We start from the raw sequence: 23748 nt of genomic DNA on the forward strand, positions 1-23748 counted from the left end.
CGGTTAGTTATCGAATAGGGCTTTAGTATGGTAGTATTATGAGATGAAAGTTGTAATTTATTTTGCCAAGGTGGGAGTGAATCTATGGGTTATCTTAAAATATTTTTTGGAAACACCGCGATGCTAATAGCTGTAGCCTATTTGGCTAATCTTATATATAAAAGCACCATTTCAAATGCAAGTGTAAGAATAAAGAAAGTAAGCTGGGTATTACTAGCCATCTTTGCCGGGTGGATTAGTACTCTTTTTGGATATAGGCTGGATGAGCATGTGATTTTTGATTTACGTTTTGTGCCACTTATTATTTCAACGCTGGCTTATCCGCATCCTTTCATTCTTGTTTTGATTGGTATAGGAACAGGTCTTACACGGTTAACTTTTGGAGTAAATGAGGCAGCAATGGCTGGTACAATTAATTTGTCCATTCTAGGATTTGTTTGTGCTGCGCTTAGCTACTGGGTCAGACGATCTAGCTTATGTATAGTGAACAAAGGTTTGATCGTGATTCTAGTCGTAAATGTAATGAATGCAATCAACATTATGGTGTTTGGTGTGATTCCCGCCCCAGAGTACATAAGAGAGATTATGCCGATTACTTTCCCTGCAGGGTTGATTCTAAGTGTTCTATTCTCCTTAATTATTCGTGACTTTCAATTAGGACTCTTACGGAATGTGCAGATTCAGCGTGCTAATGAACAACTGTCCGCCCAGACGGAGGAGCTGCATAAGAATAAGATAGCGCTTGAAGAACGTGCCGATCAGTTAATGATGGCTTCGCAATTTAAATCCGAATTTCTGGCCAATATGTCTCATGAGCTTCGAACACCACTGAATAGCATCATTAATTTATCGCAATTAATTGAAGACAATGATAATTCTCTTACGGAAGCAGAAATGAGTGAGTATGCAGCCATTATTCGCCGTTCTGGTGAAGAATTATTGATGATAATTGGCGATATATTAGATCTCTCCAAAGTGGAAGCAGGTCGATTGGATATTATAAATGAAGATTTAAGTGTTATTGAGATCCCAGAGATCCTGGCTATGCAATTCGCTGTCACGGCTAAACAAAAGGAATTAGAATTTACTATTGCTATGGAAGAAAACATCCCGCAAATGATTCATTCCGATCCACAGCGGATTCAGCAGATCCTGCGTAATTTGCTCTCTAATGCTTTTAAATTTACAAAGTCTGGCCATGTCGCACTCCGTATTCGTCAAGAGGAACGTGGGGAAAGAGCTATTGTGAAGCATTGGATTGTATTTGAGGTAGAAGATAGTGGGATAGGTATTGCACCAGAGAAGCATGCCATGATCTTTGAAGCCTTCCAACAGGCGGATAGAACAATTAGTCGAAAATATGGCGGAACAGGATTAGGACTTTCTATTAGTAATGATTTGGCCAGACTGCTCGGAGGGTTCATTACTTTAGAAAGTGAGGAGGGTAAAGGGAGTCGTTTTTCGCTTTATTTACCCCTCGAGTTCATAGAAGAGTAAGCTCCAATATTATTTGTTAATTTGGCGTATTGACAGTAGATTGACGCGGAGTAGAATGAAGCAAATGCCGCATCAAAGGAGTGTTACCCCTTTCTATGAACAACATGGAAACTAAGCACACAGTTACTAGTTCAAAGCGTGTCCGTAAAACCTCAGTACATCGCAGGAATTTGCGCATTGCTACCTGGGAAGGTGTGCCATCGACCATTTTCCAGGTCCTGCTGCAAGGGCAGTTTCTAACAGGATTCCTGCTATATTTAGGAGCCACTTCAAGTCAAATTGGATTTGTGCTAGCGCTTACCACTTTGGTTAACGTGATGCAGATCGGGGTAGCTTTTTTGATTCAGAAGCTGCCAAGCCGCAAATGGGCTATGGTTACTTTTATCGGCCTGCATAGGATACTTTGGAGTTCTACGGGGCTAATTCCGTTTATTTTTCCTAAAGAGTATTGGGTCATGGCTTTTATAGCCTTATATACTACTGCTTTTATTGCCAATACGGCGGGTGGTGTGCTGTGGAGCTCTGTGATCAGCGATCTTGTTCCGGCACGTGTGCGTGGACGTTATTTTGGGATTCGTAATACGTTCCTGAATGCACTCGGTAGTCTGGTGATGTATGGTGGGGGTATCGTTTTGGATCGTTATCCCGGGAGCCATGGCTTTCTGATTCTTTATATTGTCGTGTGGATCTTCGCGATCTCTAACGTCGTTGTATTCTTTTTTTATCCCGACGTGCCTTTCGAGAAATCGGAAGAACATAAATTTTTACCGATGTTTAAGAAACCGCTTAAAGATACTTTATTTATGAAGTCTACTTTGTTTCTGGCCGCCTGGTTGCTGCTGCAGAATTTAACTGTTCCGCTATACTCGTATGTCATGTTGCAGTTACTTCATATAAATTATGAAACGTTATCACTGCTTAATGTGTCCCAGACTCTTTTTATGATGGCTAGTTTCTACGTTTGGGGTAATCTAAATGCAAAATATAGCAATAAACGTCTGTTGTTCTTTACGTTGCCGATTATTGCCTTGTCCTCGTTGATGTGGGGACTCTTGTCTGTGTTGCCGATGCTGTTGGTGTTGTTTGCCGCTCATATTGTTTTTGGTGTAGGTGTAGGCGGTTTCAACCAGCTGGCCTTTAATTTTATTATTGGAGACACGCCGAAAAAAGAACGGCCTATGTATATGGCGACCTATGCGGCGCTTACGGGTTTATCATCCTTTTTTGGTCCGCTTATTGGGGGACAGCTGTATGAAAAAATTGCCCACTGGCCGCAATGGACCCAAGTATACGGTATGCAGTTGGTAGTGGGAACGCTTATGATCGCTCTTGCCTTCCTGCTGGGCCGTCGTATTCTAAAGGACGAATAGAAGTAAAGGGGACTATTCCATGTTAAGGATTGCGTTGGTATTAGGGGCTACTGGATTAGTAGGGAAAGCGGTTACGGAGGAATTGCTGAATCGTGAAGGTTGGGGTGAGGTGAGAGTGCTTGTACGGACTCCATTAGCTTTAGAACATCCTAAGCTTAAGCAAATCGTTGTGGATTGGGAGAGCCTGGCGGAGTATAGCGATTCGTTCGAAGGCGTTCATTCCATCTTCTGTTGCCTCGGGACTACGATCAAGAAGGCAGGTTCACAAGAGCAGTTCGAACGTGTCGATCTGGATTATCCGCTTGCAGCTGCTGCTATTGCGAGAGATCACGGTGTTAAACAGTTCTTGGTTGTTTCATCCATGGGGGCAGATGCCAAATCGCGCAATTTCTACAGTCGGACTAAGGGGAGAGCAGAGGAAGCGTTAAGCAAAATCGGTTTTCAAGGGCTGCATTTGTTTCGGCCATCCTTGCTGCTGGGTCATCGTGAGGAATTCAGACTGGGAGAACGCGTCGCGGCTAGATTGATGAAAGCACTGGAGTTTGTGATGGTTGGCAAAGCGGCTAAATATCGTGCCATACCTGGTGTAACTGTGGCGAGAGCTATGGTTAACATTGCCTCTGCTGACACGCATGGTCTGCATATCTACACGAATGAAGTAATACATGTGATTGGAAAACGTTAAGTTTTTCGGGCTGCTAATAAATTTGCATTACGGTGAGAACAGGACTTACAATGGACAATAAATGATCAGCGTTTAATGGAGAGGGGTAACAAGATGAGTAAAAAACAAGTAGCTACTACAAAAGCACCAGGAGCCATTGGTCCTTATAGTCAAGCCATTACCACCGGTAGTTGGGTATACACTTCAGGACAACTGGGCCTTAATCCCGAGACAGGGAATTTGGCTGAAGGCGTTCAGGAACAAGCTCGTCAAGCACTTAGCAATGTACAAGCTATTCTTGAGGAAGCTGGTGCATCACTGGATCATGTAGTGAAGACCACCGTATTCCTAAAAGATATGAATGATTTTGCAGCAGTTAACGAGGTTTACAGCACTTTCTTTAAAGAACCTTATCCTGCCCGCAGTGCCATTGAGGTTGCTCGGCTGCCCAAAGACGGACTTGTTGAGATCGAAGCGGTAGCACGTAAGAAATAAATATGATTTCGCACTTCTAGATTATTCTACAAAAAAAGGCGGGTTAAGGAGGATCACCTTCTTAGCCTGCCTTTTTATATTATCAAGAGGACAATCAGTATCTGCTGTATCTTCTGCGGCGTGGTGTGAGCAATAGCCAAATGCTGTAGAGCAGCAGAAGACCTGCCGTTACTGTGCCCGTTACAAAGACTGCATTAGCTTCTCTATGTTCCAAGGCGATCGCGATGAAAGCCCATACGAAGACCAGAGGATAGATGCTGTCTCGGTTAGGGTAGCTGACTAACACCGCAAGCAGTGTCCCCACGCAGAGCATGATCACGGCCCAGGTTATCCCGCTAAGTCCAAACCCATCCCAATGATTTTTCTCCAGAACAACGCTAACATTCACGATAGTCGCCACAGAGATCCAGCCAAGGTATATACTAAAGGGTAGCTTGATCAGCCATTTCTCACCTGAAGTAGGATTTGCGATCTGGCGCGTTCGGCGATAGATAACAATGATGGAAATTAACATTAACACCATGGCAATCAAAGAAAGCTCGATGTATAGATACTGCCAGAGGAAAAGCCAGCTCATATTAAAAACACAGCTCAGGATAAACCAGAACGAAATAGCTCGTACAGAATCCCTAGAACTTGTATAGGAGCGGAATTGATAAATAACGAAACCGGCTAACAAGAGGTAGATCAGCGACCAAATGGAGAACGCGTAGCCAGCAGGAGTCATGTAAGTCTTATATTTGTCAGAGATTTCTCCTGTACTGTTTCCGCCCAAAGGCAAGGTTACCGCCAGCACATTTACGATAATTACACCCACAAAGAATACGAGGTTCCACCATTTATAAGGATTATAACGTCTCAAATAATTCACTCCCTAGCTTTTTTAATAGGGTGTTGCTTATTTAGAATATACCCCTTTTTGGCCTAATTAAGACTATAAAAAGAAAAGAAGTGACTAGTGAGTCATAACATTCTTGGATAGCAGGGCAGTAGTGCGGGGTATTTTAAATGAATCAAATTACTGGGTGTTTCTATATCCTTCAACTTTATTTCATAAAAATCTACAGAAAATATGCAGAAATGTTTTTAAATCAGCGCTTTTTCGTATAAGATGAAGAGATGAAGATTCAAGAAAATATAAGTTTTGTCCTAGTTCTTTATCCTTATATTTACCGCAGGAGCGCATCGCCTCTCTAAAAGAGGAAGAAGCGGCTTCTACTTGTATAGCTTCAAAATTTATTTCTCGCGGAAAAGGTTGCAGTTACCCTTCCTGATGGTGGGGGGCTGGTTCTTTTTTTGCTTGCTTAAAAGACAGGAGATCACCGATGACTAAGCATCTGTATGCAATATGGTTAGGGGACGTTTTATTTTGCTTCTCTGGCGAAACTTCGGAGCCGAAGGTTGACGCTTGGACTCGCGTAGTGAAGCGGATGGAGCTACAGGGAGGAGTGCGTCCTTTTGCAACTGCTGCTCTGCGTCTGGCAGAAGTGAAATATCCGGCTCCCCCTGTAGAGGGGAAGCCAGCCCGGCGCGGATTGCCCGGACGAACGTTCGAAGGGCTCGCCTTGGTTCCTAGCGATGCATTTCAACTGCTTCTGGCATGGGATGAGACGTTATGCCGAGATCAGGGAGTGGAGCCAGGCGGCGAACTGCGTTACTGGGCGGCAGCGGCACGTTTTGCGCTGGAGCTGATGGGTACGGGCGGGATTACGCCGGGGGCCTTGCCACCACGCCCTGTGGGCTCACGTCGCCGCGGCGGAGAACAGGCGGCGACGGTCTGCTGGTCGCCAGCTTTCCGAAAGCAGGAGGACAAAGAGATCTTTCTGCAGCTGGCAGCATCCATGCCTGTTCTTGCACTAGGAACGCATATCGCAGAGGCAGGGGATTTATCCTCTCGTGATGAGGCTGGAGCATATGTGCTTTACTCCTTTATGCAGGCTGTAATGACTGCTGAGATAAAAAAAGTAATTGCGGGCATTGAAAGTGAGTTAATCCCTTATAAAGCGAATTATCGCCGGGGTTATTCCCCTTTAACTGAACTGTGGTGGAATAGCCTTCTCACGGGAAGCCGAGATATACCCGTGCAAGGAACTCCAGCAGAGGTGACAGACCTTTTGGTCACTGTGAACGAGACCGCTGGCAGCGATGTGCCACATTCAGAGCCAGAGGAAGCACGGAGCGGGCAGCTGGGTCTTGGGCTACGGCTGGAGCCGCCAGAAGACAATGAAAACAATAATGAAGTCTGGCGGTTAACCTTCTGGGCGGAGAATAAGGAAGAAGGGGAATTCTGGTTTCCCGCCAAATCGATCTGGAGTAGTAAAGAACGAGAGTTTACGTTATGGGGTAAACGCTATCGCAATATCCAGCAGCAGCTGCTTATAGCGCTGGGCCGGGCTGCGAAGATATCGCCGGATATTCAGCGCGCTCTTGCTAAGCCTGCGCCTACGGGGGCGGATTTGGAACCGGAGCGTCTTTATTTCTTTTTGAAGGAGACGGTGCAGCAGCTGCGCGATCGGGGAATAACGGTGCAGATGCCTTCGCGCTGGAGCCGTGAGGGACGCCGCCGCATTGGCATGAAGATGAAAATGCAGCCGGGCGTGAACGGGGGCGATAGTCCGGCGCCCGCAGCTCTGGGTATGGAAGAGCTGATCTCGTTCCGTATTGAGGCCTCGCTTGGAGATAGTACGATTAGTGAGGAAGAATTAAATGCATTAGTAGAGGCCGGTGTACCTTTTGTACGTTTCCGCGGGGAATGGATCGAGATAGATCCTAAAGAAATCCGCCAGGTTCTTAGATATATGAAACGCCATGAAAACGGAGAAATGACTGCCGCGGATTGGATGCGCCTAGAAGCCGAGGATGGTGAGGATCGGCTCTGGAAAGGAATGTCCGTCACTGGGATGGAGACATCCGGGCTGTTGGCATCACTTATGCGCGGAGATGTATTACGTAATCTTCCGGTGCGTCCCGTACCTGAAGGTCTGCATGGAACTTTAAGACCTTATCAGGAGCGGGGTTATCAATGGCTGGCCGAGCTCAGTGGTCTGGGTTTTGGGGTATGTCTCGCCGATGATATGGGTCTAGGTAAAACGGTGCAGGTTATCACCTGCCTGCTGGACCGGGCGTTAAGTGCTCCCCCTGAAGAGAAGCAGGAGCCTGTACTGATTCTCTGCCCAACATCGCTTCTTGGCAACTGGCAGCGGGAGCTGCAGCGCTTTGCACCTTCGCTTAATGTACACATACATCATGGGGGACGCCGTGTTCGGGGAGATAGCTTCTTAGAACTGGCAACCAGTCATGATATCGTACTGACGACCTATCATTTGGCAGGCCGTGACAGTGAGGATTTAGCCAATGTCCAGTGGTCAACAGTGGTGCTGGATGAAGCTCAATATATTAAAAATCACCGTACGAAGCAGGCGCAGAGTGTGATGAAGTTATCAGCGCCGCATCGCATAGCTATGACAGGTACTCCGGTAGAGAACAGACTTGGCGAGTTATGGTCTATTTTCCACTTTTTAAACCCGGGCTATTTAGGAACCTATCATTCCTTCCGGCAGCGTTATGTGTCTGGTGAAGGTGGGGAACGCCTGCGGGAGCTACATCGCTTGGTATCCCCCTTCCTGTTGCGGCGTCTGAAGAGTGACCCGGATATTTCTAAGGATTTACCGGAGAAGCTGGAGCTGAAGTCTTATTGCCCGCTGACCGAGATCCAAGCTGCCCTGTATCAGGGTGTCGTGGATGAAATGCTCGGTGTGATCGGGGAGAGCAGTGGTATGGCCCGCCGTGGACTGGTGTTATCCTCTCTGACGAAGCTGAAGCAGATTTGCGATCATCCTCAGCTGTTCCGGAAAGAAGAAGGACGGAGTCCACGCAATGAACATTCCGGTAAAATGGAGGTTATGTTCGAGGTGCTGGACAGTGTCGCTGAAGTTGGCGAATCTGTGTTGATCTTTACGCAATACGTAGCGATGGGTGAGCTGCTGGTGAGCAAGCTTACTAAGCGTTATGGTACATCGCCGCTGTTCCTTCATGGGGGGATTCCAAAACGGGAGCGGGACGAGATGGTGCATGATTTTCAAGAGGGCAAGGGGCCAGCCTTCTTCGTGTTATCTCTTAAAGCGGGCGGAGTAGGTTTGAACCTAACCCGGGCCAATCATGTTATTCATTACGATCGCTGGTGGAATCCGGCCGTGGAGAATCAGGCGACAGACCGGGCTTTCCGAATTGGGCAGGATAAGAACGTACAAGTTCATAAGCTGATTTGCCAAGGAACGCTGGAGGAACGTATTGACGAATTAATTGAGCGGAAGAAAAGCCTTTCGGAGCAGGTTGTTGGTTCTGGTGAAACATGGTTGACCGAGATGTCTAATCATGAACTGAAGGAGCTTATTGAACTGCAGGATCAGGATTGGATGTAAAGAAAGACATGAGCAATACGGAGGGATCGAACAATGAGTGAACTGTTAGAGATGCGGCTGGAAGTTGTGCCTGGATTAGTAAAAGCAGCATGGACGGCTTCGCCCGGGAAAGTGACGGGAGGGTCGCGGGCAAAAGGTGAATGGAATGTCGGTACTTCTGCTGTTCCTCAGGGACAAAGAACGGAGCAACCCCTCTCTCTGAAGGTTCCAGTATGGCATGCTGCCCGTAGAAAAGAAATATTGCGGCGTCTGGCGCTAAGTCCGGATGAGGTATTTGCTTTGCTGCAAGGGAGATTGACGGGTGGGCTGGCGGAACTGGAGCTTCTGCCTACAGATACTGAGCTGGAGCAAGCCCTCTTTGAGGGGGAAGGGTTAGAGAACCAGGCGGAGACTCTGCAGCTTATAAAAGAACGACTTGCTGAAGAGCCGCTGCTGGCGCTTTCTCTGAGAGGATTTACTAAGGGAGAACTCCTGGATGGAATATTTGCCCTTTGGGCTGAAACTGATATAGCTGCCGATGATTCTGAGACAGAGGCAGCCCCAGCTAGTGAGCTTGCAACAGAATTAGCACGGCTAGAGCGCAAGGGCCCCGCAATTTCTTCTGGGGAATGGCTTGCAGAAGCGGCTGCTGAAGGTTCGCTTCACCAGCCGGGACCGCAGTTCCATGAGATTACGGCTAGGCCATTTCCTTCATCGCCGGTAGTAGCAGCGGTAACGGAAGACTGGGGAGCTTTGCTGCCTCAGACACCTAAGGCTCTAGAAGGCCTAACTTTGATTATGAATCGAGTAGCAGAAGCTGCTGCCCGTCGTGCAAGTAAGGCGTAGTCAAACAGCAGTGGAGTTTAGAGAAGCCGCTTCCTATCTGAGGAGGCGGCTTCTTCTTTGTGTAAAGCTTCTGTAACCTTTTACTATTAAACTCTGTCTATGATTATAGAATAGAAGGAAATGGAAAAAGGAGGGTTTCATTTGAGACTATATGCCGTTTTTGCCCCGATAATCATTGCTGGGTTATTTCTGCAATCCTACATGGTAAATGATAATCTTGGTTTAGATTCGAGTGTGGGGATAAATACCGCTGAGCTGAAGACGGATATGAATTCTTTGCAGGGGTATCCTGCTAAATTTAGCATGAATGACATAAAGCATGGGTGGGGAATAGATAAGACTGGATTATGGACTACGAACGATGGAGGAAGTAGTTGGTACCATCCGGACAGCAATATTGTTCCTATTCCACAAGAAACAGGCATCTTTGCCGCAGCAAGCTTTTTCCTGAATGCCACAAATGGCTGGATTATTAGTAGTCATGGTATGGGTCAACCTATTCAGATCTATCATACCTCTGATCAGGGCCAGACCTGGAAGGAGACAAAACTTCCCGTCACGGAGGATTGGGAGCAAGGATACAGTGGCGGTTTTATTCATTTTATCGATGTGAATAACGGGTATGTGTTGCTGGATTCAGAACCTGGTCTCGGGATGATGGAGAAATCCTTGTATCGCACGGCTGATGGCGGGAACAGCTGGAAGCGAATCGGAAATCTAACGGGGAGTATTAAAGCCTATCCAACAGGGATAACCTTTCAGGATTCCCAGAATGGCTGGATCACCTCCAGCAACCATGGGCAAGAATACATTTTAACATTCAGAACTACGGATGGCGGGAAGAGCTGGAAGCCGGAGCAATTAAAGAAGCCAGCTGCTCTGGCAGCCTTTACTTACAGTAATAGTTATCCGCCTAAATTCTCAGGCAAAGACAATATGAAAGGCATCCTGCCGCTGGAGATCGTTGACGATGGGATTCGAAGTATGGTGTTTTACACAAGTGATAACGGAGGCAGGACATGGAAGCTTGGCCCTCAATTGCTCGGTACTGAGGCAGCGAGAACAACATGGCTGAACGCTCGTGAAGGTTGGGCTTTGCAGGAGGGCGGCAAACTGGTGGCGACTGTCAACGGGGGTGTAAGCTGGAGGTTGATTGCGACATCACAGCTATTCGCGAAGGCAGAAAACATTCAGTTCGTTACGCCGAAAAACGGTTGGTTGGCGGGTCCAGGATTTCTAAAGACCACTACAGATGGCGGCGTTACATGGAAGCCTTTGGTTAGTAAGCCTTGAGGCTGAATACAGCGGAACGCCGGGTCATGATTAGCCGTTGGTTGAGGCTTAGGGACTCAGGAGGCGTTATTCACACATTTATTGCCTATCCAGTATGTTTTCGGACTCCAGTGCAGCTATTTTATATAGGAGGCGCAGATCCGGCGTTTTTTATGCCGTTAGCGACTTTGGGGTCCGTTAGTATGCAAAATGGAGGATTATTTTGCGAATAAGATCGGCTGTGTCCGATCACCTTGCTTCGGCGGCGAAGGGTAACGATCAAACGGCCTAATCGATTAAAAAGAAGGGGGTGTCCCAGCAGCCATTGTCATGGCTTATGAGACATCCCCTTAATTTTTGAGAAATGTAGAAATATGAAAGCTTAAACCTGCCCGCCGGCAGGGGATTCCCCTTCTGCAAGTTCCAGAATCTCGCGGCGTAGGCGCAGCATTTTTTGATCCAGTTCATCGGCGGCGCGTGCGGCATCCTTCAATTCCTCCGCAACATGCGAAGGAAGCTGCTTATCGAATTTATAATACAGAATATGTTCCATACTTGCCCAGAAGTCCATGGCTAGGGTTCGCAGCTGTATTTCGGCTTTGACCCAGCGTGTTCCTTCCAGCAGGACGAGCGGAATTGCGACGATAAGATGCAGGCTTTGATACCCATTCGGCTTGGGATGGGCTATATAATCTTTGATCTCCAATACGCGAATGTCTTCGCGTGTGCTGAGGTGATCAACCAGACGGTAAATATCTTTAACAAAAGCACATACAATCCGCATACCTGCAATATCGTGAATGTGCTGCTCCATATTTTCCAAGTTGAACTCGAAACCTTTGCGCTCCATCTTTTGAAGGATGCTCTTGGGTTCTTTAATTCGGCATTTAACATGCTCGATGGGACTGAAGCCGTCACGGACCTGCCATTCCGTTTTGATCACATCGATTTTATTCTCAAGATCGTTTAGTGCATGGCGATAGAGTGCTGGCAGAGACTTGAACTCATTGATAAGATTTGTGAAATCCTCGTTATCTTGCCAATGTTGCAGATCCTTAACGTGTACCTGCATCTGTTTTAGCGTAAGCTGTGTGCTGTCATGTTCTTCCACTGAAACTCTCCCAATTTCGTTATTTGTGATTAATTCTATTTTAACCGATGTAGAACCCCTGACGCAAAATAACGTCTGAAATCAGGGAAAATAAGAATTTATAGGAACATTCTCCGCTAAATCGCGTATTAAAGCACATTAATGAATCTGTTCGATACATTTGGTATGATAGAAACACGTATCGCTGGAGAGGGAGGAACTGTAATGAGTTTTATGAAACGAATCAAAGATAGTGCGAGCCGGGTTACCGAAAAAGCACAAAGCTCTGTTGAGATCGGCAAGCTGAACGGGCTTATTTCCGATATTGAACGTGAGATGGAAGTGGAATTCACGAAAATGGGCAGGCTTTTTTATGAAGGGTATCGCTCTAAGGATATGTCTGTAGCTGAAGGCAAAATGGTAGAACTGGCACGGACCTGTTCCAAGCTTCAGGAAAAAATTGAAGTCCAACGCGCAAGAATTGCTGAACTGAAAAATGAACGGTTATGTTCTTGTGGCAATGTTGTGGCGCTCGATGCAAACTTTTGTCCAAAGTGTGGAAGTAAGCTGGAGGAGCTAACCACATCAAGAAAGATTCCGTCACCGCCGGTATTCGTCAAAACTGTGGATGAGGACGAAGAGGATGAGGATCAATACTATGGTGCGGATGAGCTAACGGATGAAGAGAAGGAGATTGCAATGAAGCTCCATCCGCAAAGTGTGGTGTATTCTGAGATCCTGCCTTCAGAGGATGATGAGCTGCCATTGGAGGAATATGCGGCGAACGAACATGACATTGAACGGGATCGCAGACATGCTGATCAGCTGGAACGGGAAAGACAAAGACAGCTTGAGCTGGATCGTCGCATCCGCGATTGGAACGCGAATGAACATCAGGAGGAGTCCGCAGTCACCCAGGACAGTGGTGTTCGTGATATGATTAAGTGTCAAATCTGTCGGAATGAATTGCCCAAGGGCTCCTTATGGTGCCCGCGTTGTGGATCGGAGCAAATATAGTACAGATATCAGTCAGCTTAGGGCTTAGGGGGACAACAAGATGGAACAGCTGCTGCTGCATCTGCGCAATCTGGGCTTCACGGAGATGGAGTCCAAAATCATGGTCGAGCTTGCGACTAAAGGTCAGGCTTCTGGCTATGAGGTTGCCAAACAGCTCGGAGTTTCAAGATCAAATGTGTATGCGGCGCTTCAGCGCCTAACACAGCAGGGATATGTACGATGTGGTGAAGGAGAGCCTGCGCGGTATAGTGTTCTCAATCCGGAGGAGCTGGCGACGATGATCTCGGGAAGAGTTCAAGCTTCGCTGGCTTATATGGAAAGTGAGATGCCTCGCGGAGGGCCTGTTAGTCCTTCTTTTTATAATGTAGAGGGCGACCGCAATGTAATGGGGGCGCTGATTCGCCAGCTTAACATGGCAGAGCAGGAAATTGTAGTGGATATGTGGCGCGAGGAAGCGTCGCTTCTGCGGAGCGAACTTGAACAGGCCGAACTGCGTGGTGTTAGGCTTTTATGGGCTTTTGACGGTGGCAATGCTGCTGCTGCCTCTTACCCGGTATGGCCGTCATTCGGAAAAAATTCGCAGCGGGCGGATGGACGGAAGTTCTCATTTGTGATTGACCGGAGCTGGTGTATGCTGGGGATGCGTTATGATGATGGATCCGCGCAAGCAGTGGTAACAGAGCACCCGGTGTTAGTGGAGCTGCTGTTGAATCATTTTACACAGGAAATGGTCTTGTTCGAGCTGGAGCAGGATATGGGCGCAGAATTAGTAGAGCGTTATGGAGAACGTTACAGCAAAATTCATAGCAAATATGTTATGTATGATCAAGGCGATGATGGGGAAGAACAGGCGCAGTAGTTATTATCATAGGGAGGTGAGAAGCATGGAATGTATCGTTCATTTTGAAGTGGTGCACAATGATGGTCCTAAAAAATTGCGTGGACTGTTGTTTCTGGATAAGGGAGCATCTCCTGGAGAAGCAGAATTAGTCGAAATGTTTAAGGATATGAATTTTAACGTGAGACTGGAAGACCGCGAAAAATTGATTTTTAAACCGGTAAATCCGGGGGATTTCTTGGAGATTCGAATTACGGGTTATGATAACGGTCAGGAAAAGAGCAAGGATGATCATAATTTAAAATCGATCGTTGGAAATTTATTGCCTCAGAAGCCGACAGGTCTGTAATGTGGGGAGAATGGATTCATTGATGGGAGAAGGAGGAGCACTATGGAGCTGTTGAGACAAAAAGTGTTGAAAGAAGGTATTGTACTCGGGCAAGGAGTGCTCAAGGTGGATTCTTTTCTGAATCATCAGATGGACCCCTTCCTGATGCGTGAGGTTGGCCGTGAGTTTATCCGCCGGTTCGCTGGCGAAGAAATTACGAAGGTGCTGACTATAGAATCCTCGGGGATTGCTCCGGGGATTATGACAGCATTAGAGCTGGAGGTTCCGCTGATTTTTGCCCGTAAGCAGAAATCGCTGACGCTGACAGAAGACATTTACGTGGAGAAGGTCTACTCCTTCACGAAGAAAGAAACGAATGAAATTACCGTTTCGAAGAAATTCATTGCTCCCGGAGAACGGGTACTGATTGTTGATGATTTCTTGGCGAATGGTGAAGCCGCCTTCGGACTTGCCCGTATTGTTGAGCAGGCGGGGGGAAGTGTGGTTGGAATTGGTATTGTGATCGAAAAAGCGTTCCAGCCAGGGAATCGGCTGCTGCAGGAAGCGGGATATCGCGTAGAGTCACTTGTGCGTATTGCTTCATTGGAGGACGGAAGAGTCACTTTCGTGGAAGACGAGGAAGAGCCTCTTGTTTGAGGCTTTTGGAATGCATTCTCAAACAAAAGCTATAGGATATACAAAACAGCAAGCGAACTGGTAATGAACCAGTCGCTTGCTGTTTTTTGTGTGTATGGTATGCACGGGTCAGGTTACCCGTTGCTGCCGCATGCCGCTGCAGTGTCGACGGGCAGCTGTACGCTGTCCGCCGCCAGCGGCGATAGCACCCGCAGCGCCCCCGGCTCGCAGCGAACGGCCAGCGGCCCTTTGCCGAGGCTCTCGCCGTCGCCGATCGCAGGCCGGGCCTCGGCAAAGCCCACAGCTACGCTACGTCCGCGCAGCATAGACACGAAGGGCAACGCCACATGCTTGCCCTTCAGTACCGTGGGGAACAACCGCAGCAGCTGCCCGCGGCTGCACCCATGCACGACGCAGACGTCAAGCTGGCCGTCATCGGCCTTTGCCTGCGGGCAGATCAAAAGCCCGCCGCCGTAGCTGGGCAGGTTGCAGATCGAGACCAGCCATGCCTTCTCGAAGGCGTGCTCCGTGCCGTCGCAGACTACGCTTACCCGGCAGGGCTTGAATGTCATCAGCGTATGCAATATGCCGATGATATACGCGAGCTGGCCTGCTCCAATGGCATTGCACAGCCTTTTGTATCGGCTGGCATTCACATTCTCGGCCACTTGAGCATCAAAGCCATTGGCAACGGCTGTTACGGTCAGTCCGTTTGCTCCTGAAAGCAGGTCTGCTTCGATATACCGCTCGCTAAGGGCGGCCTCCAGCGCGGCTTCTATGGAAAGTGGAATGCCGAACCCCCGGGCGGTGTCGTTGCCGGAGCCGGCAGGAATTACGCCCATGGGGATATCTTTGCCGCAAAGTGCACCCAAAATGCTATGGAGCGTGCCGTCACCGCCGATTACAATCACGGCTTTCCAATCCTCGCGATGCTTTAGTGTATTTAAAACAAGGGCTTCTGCACCCTCTACGCTGTGCGTAAACAAGGACATGAAAGGCAGCGAACGCTCCTTCATGAGCGCCTCTACAGTATGCCAGGTCCGGCCGCCTGCTCCCCCGCCGGAACGCGGGTTTATGATAAATAGATACATATGATTTCCTCCAGCCTGTAGAATTCCATTGATGCCCTTTCTACATTGTAAGGAGTGGATGGGCAAAAGGGAATACTTTTCAGCGATCAGAGGGGCTGCTTTTTGGGGGATTACAGATGGCGAATCTGACTTTCTGCGATATCACCTGCCCAAGGAAGTTTATACCACCTGCCACTTAAGGCATGGTAGATCATTAACAGCCACACCCCAAAGCTGCAAAGAGAGACGAGGGCACTCATCAAGGGGCCGAGGAATGGGACCAATCCGGTTAGAACGTGGAGGATCATCAGCACCCCGAAGGTAATCAGTGATTGCAGCGAATGGAACAGCACAAAGCGGCTGCGTTTCTCCAATGCGAGAAAGACGACGCCGCCGAGAAAAGGGAAAAAGTAACATAACGCGCCCGCTATATTATCGGGCAATCCGGTGGATGATTTAAAAGGGGACAATGGGCTCACTCTCCTTCTGCTTGGAGAAGAAGGGGCTTGATTGTTCGAATCCTTCTTCCTTACAAGCCTATGACTTGTCAGGAAAAAGTATGTTTAGCTCATTGAAGGGAGAACATACTTTTCAAGCAGCCTGCGAGGGTTCTTCCAGTTGTTTGTCTTGCTCTCTGCTGTAAAGACCACTACAGCATCCAGATTGGGAAAGAGCAGAATCTGCTGCCCGCCATGCCCGTGGGCGAGCTTGTAGGGCTGCCCGCTCATCGTACCGATCCAAAACTGATATCCGTAATCACCAAACGCTGGATATCCCTTAGCTTGAGCGGTAAGTGCTTCCTGCAACCAATGTTCTGGGATGATTTGCTGCTCTGCAAACACTCCATTATTCAGCAGGCAGATTCCGAATTTAGCCATATCCCGAGACGTTAGGTGCAAACCGATATGACCCATGCTATGTCCTTCGGGGCTAGGTAACCAAGCGGTATTAGCCATTCGGAGTGGAGTGAATAAATACTGTGCTGCATAGGAAAATGCATCAAGACCTGTAGATTCACTAATCATTATCGAGATTAGATGTGAGTCGATGCTTCGATATTGGAACTGTCCGATTTGTTCTGGAATAATGTTCAAGCTAAGGCCAAAGGAACCCCAGCGGCGGCTGCGATGGAGGTTCCGAACAAGCGGTTCACCAAGCTTCTTCCCTGTGATCCAGCTAAAACCGGAAGTCATGGTAAGAAGATGACGGAGTGTGATTTTTGAGAGATGTGGGGAGTGAAGGTATGGAATATGCTTGCGAAGGACCTCGGACACAGAAATATGGAGATCAGGCATCTCTCCACGGCCGATAGCGATTCCCGTAAGGGCACTGACAAAACTTTTGGTGGCAGAACGGAGATCATTTAATGCTCCAGCATGATGGTCATTATAATAATGTTCGAAGATAAGTTTTCCATGACGCACAATAAGCATGCTATGCATCTTGGGGTATTCTTTTAGGATAGCTTGATGGGCTTGTTCAAGACCCTCCCGGCGTGTATCGGTGTCTTCTGGCGTTGCGGTAGTCATTAGGGGAATTGCAGGCTGGGCCATAAAGATCTCCTTCTCATTTGTTGATAAATACAATTTCGCTTGCTGTATAGGTTATTGTATTTTAACCAGTTTGGAGACATCTGACTTACGAAGACAGCTGTAAAAAATAATATTTTCCAAATAGTACATTTTACAAGGAAAGGTGGAAGTTAATCCGGAATATGATACAATATAACGATAAGGCCCGAAAGGAGTGATTCAGTAAGTGGCTCTTCGGGTAATAAAAGTGTCAAGGAGCTATCGTTCATCAGGCGTCCTTACTCTCAGCCCAAATCACGACGAACCTGCTTCACCGGCAAGGCGGTGTCTCAAAGGCTAGATTTAGCTTTAGATTCCACGTTTTGACGGATAGTGCAAGCCACGTATGTGTACTGGATACTTCACTTGCATTCGAGGTTACGGCGTACTTTTCATCATGCATTCTCTACAACGGAGCATTCATTTTCAATGTTTTGGGAGGGAACTGATCATGGCAAGTAAAGGTCATAACGAAGTCAAGGAAAGTCTACGGGAAATGACACGCATTTTCCGGCCCAAAGATCCCAAGAAATTCGTAAAGGAGTACGTCCGAAAGTATCGGATTACAGGAGGCTATGAAGAAGAACTGACCATGGTCGTGGAACACGAGTTGGTACGGATGAATTCATCCGTCTCCTAGCTAACAGATACGTTTGTCACTTGCTTAACTTTAGACATCATTTTGAGTAATAACATCCACGAGGATTCTTATAAACCGTGCCCGAGCGACTTTTGTTGCTGGAATCGGTTTTTTTTGTATGCCCATTTACGAATAAGGAAAAGTCTTCCTCATAGAATAGTCAAATGAATTAATAGACACATTTTAAATTGAATGCGCTTTCTTTATTATTTTTTATTTGTTTGCGTTTTCATAAAATGCTATAAAATCCAGATGGGACAAGGGTTTATTGTGTCGAAAATTACAATGTGAACTAGTTGTGAACGATTGACAAAACTTTCCCTTAAACTTATATTAATAGTGATTGTTATAATTGACAGAAAAAAACAGGAATCTACGAAATCGGGAAAAGCGGGGTAGATCAATGATGAAAACGTGGCAGGCTGTAAAGCGACTCCTTCCCATGACCGCTATGTTTGGACTCTTTCTTGCCGGGTGCGGTCGTGAGGACTTGTCAGTACTCAGACCACAGGGACCTGCAGCAGACAGATCTTACGGATTAATGGAGCTGTCGATCAGCATTATGATCGTGGTGTTGCTGATTGTCTTTACGATTGCAGCTTATGTACTGATCCGCTTCCGCAGAAGACCGGGTCAGAATGAAATCCCTGAGCAGGTTGAGGGCAGTATGAAACTTGAGATTCTCTGGACAGTCATTCCGCTCATCCTTGTTGTAGTACTGGCCGTGCCAACGGTTAAAGCTGTGTTTGCCGCTGGAGATGATCATTCCAATGACAAGAATGCGATCAAGGTTAAAGTAACCGGCCACCAATACTGGTGGGAGTTTGAGTATACCGACTATAAGGTAACTACAGCGCAGGACCTGATTATTCCGGTGGGCAAAGATATCGCCTTTGAACTGGAAACTAAAGATGTGCTGCACTCCTTCTGGGTCCCTTCTCTTTCCGGTAAAATCGATACCAACCCAGCTGGAACGATTAACCGCTTTAGCTTTAGTGCGCCTAATGAAGGCGTTTACCGTGGGAAATGTGCGGAGCTATGTGGACCTTCTCATGGATTGATGGAATTTAAGGTGAAATCAGTTAGTGAACAAGAGTTTCAAAAGTGGATTGATTCGATGAAAGCACCTGTAGCTGTGCTGCCAGAGGATCCTGCTTTAGCTGAGAAGTTCAAAGCGGCATGTCTGACTTGCCACGCTGTAGGCGATCAAGGGATTAATAATGCGCCGAACTTGACCGGAATTGGTTCTCGGGAATCGATTGCTGGAATTCTGCTCAACGACGACACGAGGGAAGATGGTGCGCCGATTGAAGAGAATCTCAAAACCTGGCTGCACGACCCGCAATCCGTAAAACCAGGCAATCTGATGCCTAACCCCAAAGATCTGGGCCTGAGTGATGCTGAGATTGATGGCATTGCAGAGTATCTGGCCAACTATAAGCTGGACTAATGCCTTAGCCTAAAGGCGGGCGGAACTTTCGAAAAGGGGGGACGAACTTTGGCTCAAGCAGCGCATACCTTGAATTCATCCAAGCCTCTGGGGCACGGCCACAGTGTGAAGCGCCATACAGGACTTATGGATTGGCTAACAACCGTCGATCACAAAAAAATCGCGATTTTGTACCTATGGGCCGGAGGATTATTTTTTGGCATCGGGGGAATTGAAGCGCTTCTGATTCGTTGGCAGCTCATCAAGCCGATGAATAACTTTTTGGATGCACAAACGTTTAATGAACTCATAACCATGCATGGTACGACGATGATCTTCCTCGGCGTCATGCCAGTCATCTTCGCACTCATGAATGCCGTTATTCCGCTACAGATCGGTGCACGTGACGTAGCCTTTCCTTTTCTAAATGCACTTGGTTTCTGGACCTTCCTGTTCGGCGGGATTCTACTGAATCTTAGCTGGGTTATGGGTGGTGCTCCTGATGCCGGGTGGACCGCCTACACCCCACTATCTACGAGTACATACAGCACTACACACGGTGTAGACTTCTATACGATCGGCTTGCAAATTGCCGGATTAGGGACCCTCATCGGGGGGATTAACTTTCTAGCCACGATCATTACGATGCGTGCGCCGGGAATGACCTATATGCGGATGCCGATGTTCGCCTGGACTACATTTATTACTTCCGCCATTATTTTGTTTGCTTTTCCAGCAATAACAGTAGGTTTAGTACTGCTGACATTCGACCGGATTCTAGGAGCCAATTTCTTCGAAGTCGGAGCCGGAGGAAGTCCAGTGCTATGGCAGCATATCTTCTGGATATTTGGTCACCCGGAAGTGTATATTCTCATTCTGCCTGCCTTCGGGATTATTTCTGAGGTCATCCCAACCTTTTCGCGTAAAAGACTGTTCGGATATAGCTCCATGGTGTTTGCAACCATCTTGATCGCCTTCTTAGGTTTTATGGTTTGGGCTCACCACATGTTCACAACTGGACTTGGACCTGTAGCTAACGCGTTGTTCTCCGTATCAACGATGTTAATTGCGGTTCCGACCGGGATTAAAATTTTTAACTGGTTGTTCACGATGTGGGGCGGGCAAGTACGTTTCACAACCCCTAACCTGTTCGCTGTAGGATTTATTCCTACATTTACTATGGGGGGAGTAACTGGAGTGATGCTGGCGTCCGCACCTGCTGACTTTCAGTTCCATGATACGTATTTTGTTGTAGCGCATTTCCACTATGTTATTGTAGGTGGTTTGGTGCTTGGCCTGTTCGCAGGTCTGCACTACTGGTGGCCAAAAATGTTCGGAAGGATGCTGAGTGAGACGCTGGGCAAGTGGACTTTCTGGACGTTTATCATCGGATTCCATCTGACCTTTTTTGTACAGCATTTCCTTGGGCTTATGGGGATGCAGCGCCGCGTATTTACTTATTTACCAAATCAGCAATTTGATTTGCTAAATCTAGTCAGTACCATTGGTGCAGGACTTATGGGTGTTGGTATGATTATTTTCTTGGTGAACATCTTCCTGACTTCCAGAAAACCAGCGGATGCAGGCAATGATCCGTGGGAGGATGGACGTACATTGGAATGGACCATTCCTTCACCGCCGCCAGAATATAACTTCAAGCAAACACCTCTTATTCGGGGGATTGATGCCTTCTGGAAAGAAAAAGTAGCAGGGAATAAAGGCATGACACCAGCAGAGCCGGTGGGCTCAATTCATATGCCGTCAGCAACGATTTTACCGTTTACGATGTCTATCGGAATTTTTATCGCTGGGCTTGGCTTTATGTTTAGCCGTGATGAATTCGGCAATGCTTTTATGAGCTTCCTGTTTAATAATTATATCGTTACAGCCATCGGTCTTATTATTACATTTGGATCCATGCTGATGCGTTCGCTGTATGATGATCACGGATGGCATATTGAACCTGAAGAGCTGGAAGGAAGTGAGCGGACATGACAACGGCACATGCAGAAGCTTCTAAGGATACCTTTCCGCACGAGCCGGAAAAAGCTACGCTCGAAGGACGCAACAAGGTTCTTGCCTTTTGGCTGTTTCTAGGCGGCGAAGCGGTATTGTTCGGCACGTTGTTCGCTACTTTCCTCGCACTGCGTAATCAGACGAATGAGGGGCCTTCGGCGAATGAACTGTTTCACCTGCCGCTTGTAGCCGCTGCAACATTCATCCTGCTGGTAAGCAGTCTGACGAGTGTATTCGCTATTCAAGCAATGCACAGAAATCGGCCGGCACTGCTACGGAATTGGCTTTTAGTTACTGTAGGTTTAGGTTTAGGTTTCCTGGTTTTGGAGATCTATGAGTTTACTCAATATGTAAGACACGAAGAATTCGGAATGACCACAAGTGCATTCAGCTCGGCATTCTACACACTGGTAGGATTTCATGGTGCGCACGTAGCCTTCGGGATCGCTTGGATCTCCATCTTGATCGGGCAGCTCGCCCGCAAGGGGTTAACGGTAGTTACTGCACCAAAAGTGTATGTGTCAGCCATGTACTGGCATTTTATCGATGTAGTATGGGTCTTCATCTTTACGGTTGTATACCTACTCGGAAAGGTGGGCTAGGCACTATGACGACGGATCAGCATATGCCAGATAGCGGCGGGTATAAGCAACGTCATCGGCATGAAGGACCACAGAAACATATTGTTGTCTTTATTTTCTCCATTGTCTTAACATTGATTGCTTTCGCTGCTGTTGCGGCTGGGGGCGTAAATGCAACCTTTGCGATTATTTTGCTGCTGGTAATGGCTGTTCTTCAGGTCATTGTGCAGATGGGCTTCTGGATGCATCTAAAAGATAAAGGGCATCTTCTGCCGATTCTCTTCATGCTGGGTGGCTTCTTTATCGCTGGGACCTGTATTGTTATGTCGCTGTATTGGGTTTGGTGGAATTAACGGACGATAATGAAAGAGGTGGGCTGCGATGCCCCCTCTTTTTGATGTTTAGATATATGAATTCCTGCGCTAGGAGGTTGGGATTATGCTGGGATTAGAATACTTTAGTTTTGCTGAACTATGGAGTCCGCTTTTTCTAGCGGTAATGCTGCTGCTGACAGCAGGTTATTTTGTGTGGATTGGTCCGATTGCTGGGCGTTATGCCGATTCATTACCGGTGCCATTTTGGCGTAGAGCGTTATTTGTCTGTGGGATGCTTGCCCTTTACCTGGCACAAGGAGGACCCATTAGCCTTTTAGGGCATATGATGTTTTCCTTCCACATGGTCAGTATGGCCTTGTCTTATCTGGTAGCGGTGCCGCTGATTATGCTTGGAATTCCAGATTTTATCTGGCGCAGGATACTAAAGGTGAATCCGCTTCGGCGGTTATCTTTTTTAGCTCATCCGGTAGTAGCTACTCTATTGTTTAACGGACTTTTTTCCTTGTACCATATTCCTGTTATTCATGATTATGTGATGCTGCATTTTACTGTTCATCGTATTTATTACATTGTTTTGTTCCTGACTTCTGCTTTAATGTGGTGGACACTGATTAATCCGCTGCCGGAACATCGTATGGCGAGTGGGCTTGGGAAGATTGGATTTATTTTTCTGAACATGGTATTGCTGACGCCGGCTTGCGGGCTGATTATATTTGCCGATCATCCGCTCTACGCCACTTACAGTGATCCAGAGACTTGGGCGCGTGCTATGGGCTATTGTATCTCGGGAGACCCCTCTGTTTTACTTCAGAATTTTGGAGGTCCTGCATTCTTTGAAGTGATGTCGCCGAAGGTGGATCAACAGGTGGGAGGCATCGCGATGAAGTTCATTCAGGAATTTATTTTTGCCTCTATGCTTGCTTATGTGTTCTATCATTGGTATAAAAAAGAGAACGGACAAGACGACGATGAATTGTCGACGCCATCCTCAACACTTCAGGAGAGCAACTTGAACCGTGCATAACTGGTAGACTGCCGAGGGGGAGAATCATGGATATTTTCACAGTGTTTCCGACTATTAGTACGTCATTCATCGTGATCAGCGCGGTGCTGGTGGCTATAGGTTGGTGGCTCATTATCAAGGGCAAACGCGAGGCGCATAAGAAAACGATGATTGCTGCCGCTATCGCTGCGCTGCTGTTTTTTATTGTTTACGTATCGAGAACGTTGTTTGTGGGAAATACCTCATGGGGTGGACCGGATGAACTGAAGACAATTTATCAAGTGTTTTTGATCTTCCATATCGTTCTGGCAACCGTAGCTGCGGTATTCGGACTTACTACGTTAACACTTGGTTTCAAGGCGAAGTATTCCAAGCACCGTAAGTGGGGCAGAGTGACATCCATAATCTGGTTTATCACAGCGATTACAGGCGTTATGGTGTACGTGCTGTTGTATGTTTTGTATCCAGGTGGACACACCAAGCCGGTGTGGGAAGTTATTTTGGGTGCGTAAAATAAGTGCTTGAATAGAGCACAGAGTTTAGTGCGTTGAGCGAATGAACAGCACTAGAGTAGCAGAACCGTAAATAGTTATGAAATAAGCCTATATATCTGCATGTTCCTGAGTAGGGATTGCGGGTGATGGGCTTAT

At 47.3% G+C, this 23748-nt stretch carries 23 protein-coding genes; 18 read left to right on the forward strand and 5 right to left on the reverse strand.

Translation table 11 applies throughout. The annotated features are described in order from the left end of the window. Positions 1 to 84: 84 nt before the first annotated feature. The 4 genes from MHH89_RS24570 to MHH89_RS24585 all read left to right on the forward strand — a co-directional run bounded on the left by MHH89_RS24570 (position 85) and on the right by MHH89_RS24585 (position 4026). Positions 85 to 1497, forward strand: coding sequence for an ATP-binding protein (locus MHH89_RS24570; RefSeq protein ID WP_076179738.1), 1413 nt, complete (start codon positions 85 to 87; stop codon positions 1495 to 1497). Between the two features lie 95 nt (positions 1498 to 1592). Beyond that, entirely contained in the window at positions 1593 to 2867 is a 1275-nt protein-coding gene (locus MHH89_RS24575; RefSeq protein WP_051491245.1) for an MFS transporter, read from the forward strand. Positions 2868 to 2886: 19 nt separating this feature from the next. After that, the gene (locus tag MHH89_RS24580) at positions 2887 to 3552 is read left to right on the forward strand and encodes an oxidoreductase (RefSeq protein ID WP_076124502.1); all 666 of its coding nucleotides are present in this window, start codon (positions 2887 to 2889) and stop codon (positions 3550 to 3552) included. 93 nt (positions 3553 to 3645) lie between these two features. After that, the gene (locus MHH89_RS24585) at positions 3646 to 4026 is read left to right on the forward strand and encodes a RidA family protein (RefSeq protein WP_036682524.1); all 381 of its coding nucleotides are present in this window, start codon (positions 3646 to 3648) and stop codon (positions 4024 to 4026) included. Between the two features lie 94 nt (positions 4027 to 4120). On the opposite strand, the gene MHH89_RS24590 is transcribed toward MHH89_RS24585, so the two are convergent. After that, positions 4121 to 4888 (reverse strand): TspO/MBR family protein, encoded by a 768-nt coding sequence (locus MHH89_RS24590; protein WP_076124500.1) that lies wholly within the window; start codon positions 4886 to 4888, stop codon positions 4121 to 4123. A 463-nt stretch (positions 4889 to 5351) separates the two neighbouring features. On the opposite strand from MHH89_RS24590, the gene MHH89_RS24595 reads away from it, so the two are divergent. The 3 genes from MHH89_RS24595 (at position 5352) to MHH89_RS24605 (ending at position 10565) form a co-directional block, all read left to right on the forward strand. Further along, positions 5352 to 8447 carry a DEAD/DEAH box helicase gene (locus MHH89_RS24595; protein WP_341088372.1) on the forward strand — a complete coding sequence of 1032 codons (3096 nt, stop codon included), beginning with the start codon at positions 5352 to 5354 and terminating at the stop codon, positions 8445 to 8447. Positions 8448 to 8480: 33 nt separating this feature from the next. Continuing rightward, the gene (locus tag MHH89_RS24600; protein ID WP_076124497.1) at positions 8481 to 9272 is read left to right on the forward strand and encodes a hypothetical protein; all 792 of its coding nucleotides are present in this window, start codon (positions 8481 to 8483) and stop codon (positions 9270 to 9272) included. A 141-nt stretch (positions 9273 to 9413) separates the two neighbouring features. Further along, a complete protein-coding gene (locus tag MHH89_RS24605; protein WP_312151798.1) occupies positions 9414 to 10565 on the forward strand; it encodes a WD40/YVTN/BNR-like repeat-containing protein in 1152 nt (383 codons plus the stop codon). Between the two features lie 361 nt (positions 10566 to 10926). Here the strand turns inward: MHH89_RS24605 and MHH89_RS24610 are convergent, their stop codons facing one another. Beyond that, a complete protein-coding gene (locus MHH89_RS24610) occupies positions 10927 to 11616 on the reverse strand; it encodes a GTP pyrophosphokinase (RefSeq protein WP_051491247.1) in 690 nt (229 codons plus the stop codon). A gap of 243 nt (positions 11617 to 11859) precedes the next feature. On the opposite strand from MHH89_RS24610, the gene MHH89_RS24615 reads away from it, so the two are divergent. Genes MHH89_RS24615 through MHH89_RS24630 form a run of 4 tightly spaced genes read left to right on the forward strand, consistent with a single transcriptional unit; the run spans position 11860 to position 14474 of the window. Then, positions 11860 to 12651, forward strand: a complete 792-nt coding sequence (locus MHH89_RS24615; RefSeq protein WP_076193702.1) for a zinc ribbon domain-containing protein — start codon at positions 11860 to 11862, stop codon at positions 12649 to 12651. Between the two features lie 40 nt (positions 12652 to 12691). Then, on the forward strand, positions 12692 to 13510 hold the full coding sequence (locus tag MHH89_RS24620) for a TrmB family transcriptional regulator (RefSeq protein WP_076124492.1): 819 nt from the start codon (positions 12692 to 12694) through the stop codon (positions 13508 to 13510). A 25-nt stretch (positions 13511 to 13535) separates the two neighbouring features. After that, entirely contained in the window at positions 13536 to 13838 is a 303-nt protein-coding gene (locus MHH89_RS24625; protein WP_038568522.1) for a hypothetical protein, read from the forward strand. Positions 13839 to 13880: 42 nt separating this feature from the next. Next, entirely contained in the window at positions 13881 to 14474 is a 594-nt protein-coding gene (locus tag MHH89_RS24630) for a xanthine phosphoribosyltransferase (RefSeq protein WP_076101352.1), read from the forward strand. Between the two features lie 113 nt (positions 14475 to 14587). Here the strand turns inward: MHH89_RS24630 and MHH89_RS24635 are convergent, their stop codons facing one another. The 3 genes from MHH89_RS24635 to MHH89_RS24645 form a co-directional block, all read right to left on the reverse strand. After that, positions 14588 to 15544, reverse strand: coding sequence for a diacylglycerol/lipid kinase family protein (locus MHH89_RS24635; protein ID WP_052096739.1), 957 nt, complete (start codon positions 15542 to 15544; stop codon positions 14588 to 14590). A 110-nt stretch (positions 15545 to 15654) separates the two neighbouring features. Continuing rightward, a complete protein-coding gene (locus tag MHH89_RS24640) occupies positions 15655 to 15993 on the reverse strand; it encodes a DUF4870 domain-containing protein (RefSeq protein ID WP_036682511.1) in 339 nt (112 codons plus the stop codon). Positions 15994 to 16086: 93 nt separating this feature from the next. Beyond that, positions 16087 to 17076, reverse strand: coding sequence for a serine hydrolase domain-containing protein (locus tag MHH89_RS24645; protein ID WP_341088376.1), 990 nt, complete (start codon positions 17074 to 17076; stop codon positions 16087 to 16089). Between the two features lie 469 nt (positions 17077 to 17545). Between MHH89_RS24645 and MHH89_RS24650 the strand changes: the two genes are divergently transcribed. The 7 genes from MHH89_RS24650 to MHH89_RS24680 all read left to right on the forward strand — a co-directional run bounded on the left by MHH89_RS24650 (position 17546) and on the right by MHH89_RS24680 (position 23610). Next, complete coding sequence (locus MHH89_RS24650; RefSeq protein WP_019913840.1) at positions 17546 to 17734, forward strand: hypothetical protein; 189 nt, start codon at positions 17546 to 17548, stop codon at positions 17732 to 17734. A 403-nt stretch (positions 17735 to 18137) separates the two neighbouring features. After that, on the forward strand, positions 18138 to 19184 hold the full coding sequence (coxB, locus tag MHH89_RS24655) for a cytochrome c oxidase subunit II (RefSeq protein WP_076124488.1): 1047 nt from the start codon (positions 18138 to 18140) through the stop codon (positions 19182 to 19184). Positions 19185 to 19310: 126 nt separating this feature from the next. Continuing rightward, complete coding sequence (gene ctaD, locus MHH89_RS24660) at positions 19311 to 21158, forward strand: cytochrome c oxidase subunit I (RefSeq protein ID WP_076124740.1); 1848 nt, start codon at positions 19311 to 19313, stop codon at positions 21156 to 21158. After that, positions 21155 to 21781, forward strand: a complete 627-nt coding sequence (locus MHH89_RS24665) for a cytochrome (ubi)quinol oxidase subunit III (RefSeq protein WP_038568531.1) — start codon at positions 21155 to 21157, stop codon at positions 21779 to 21781. Before ctaD ends, MHH89_RS24665 begins: the two co-directional genes overlap by 4 nt. A 5-nt stretch (positions 21782 to 21786) precedes the next feature. Further along, complete coding sequence (locus MHH89_RS24670; RefSeq protein WP_036682505.1) at positions 21787 to 22113, forward strand: cytochrome C oxidase subunit IV family protein; 327 nt, start codon at positions 21787 to 21789, stop codon at positions 22111 to 22113. Between the two features lie 85 nt (positions 22114 to 22198). Beyond that, complete coding sequence (gene ctaG / locus MHH89_RS24675; protein ID WP_341088379.1) at positions 22199 to 23119, forward strand: cytochrome c oxidase assembly factor CtaG; 921 nt, start codon at positions 22199 to 22201, stop codon at positions 23117 to 23119. A gap of 26 nt (positions 23120 to 23145) precedes the next feature. Beyond that, complete coding sequence (locus MHH89_RS24680; protein ID WP_076124485.1) at positions 23146 to 23610, forward strand: DUF420 domain-containing protein; 465 nt, start codon at positions 23146 to 23148, stop codon at positions 23608 to 23610. The last annotated feature ends 138 nt before the right edge of the window (positions 23611 to 23748 follow it).

Origin of the sequence: Paenibacillus sp. FSL H7-0323 (assembly GCF_038002725.1) — a bacterium.
GTDB lineage: Bacteria > Bacillota > Bacilli > Paenibacillales > Paenibacillaceae > Paenibacillus_AQ > Paenibacillus_AQ odorifer.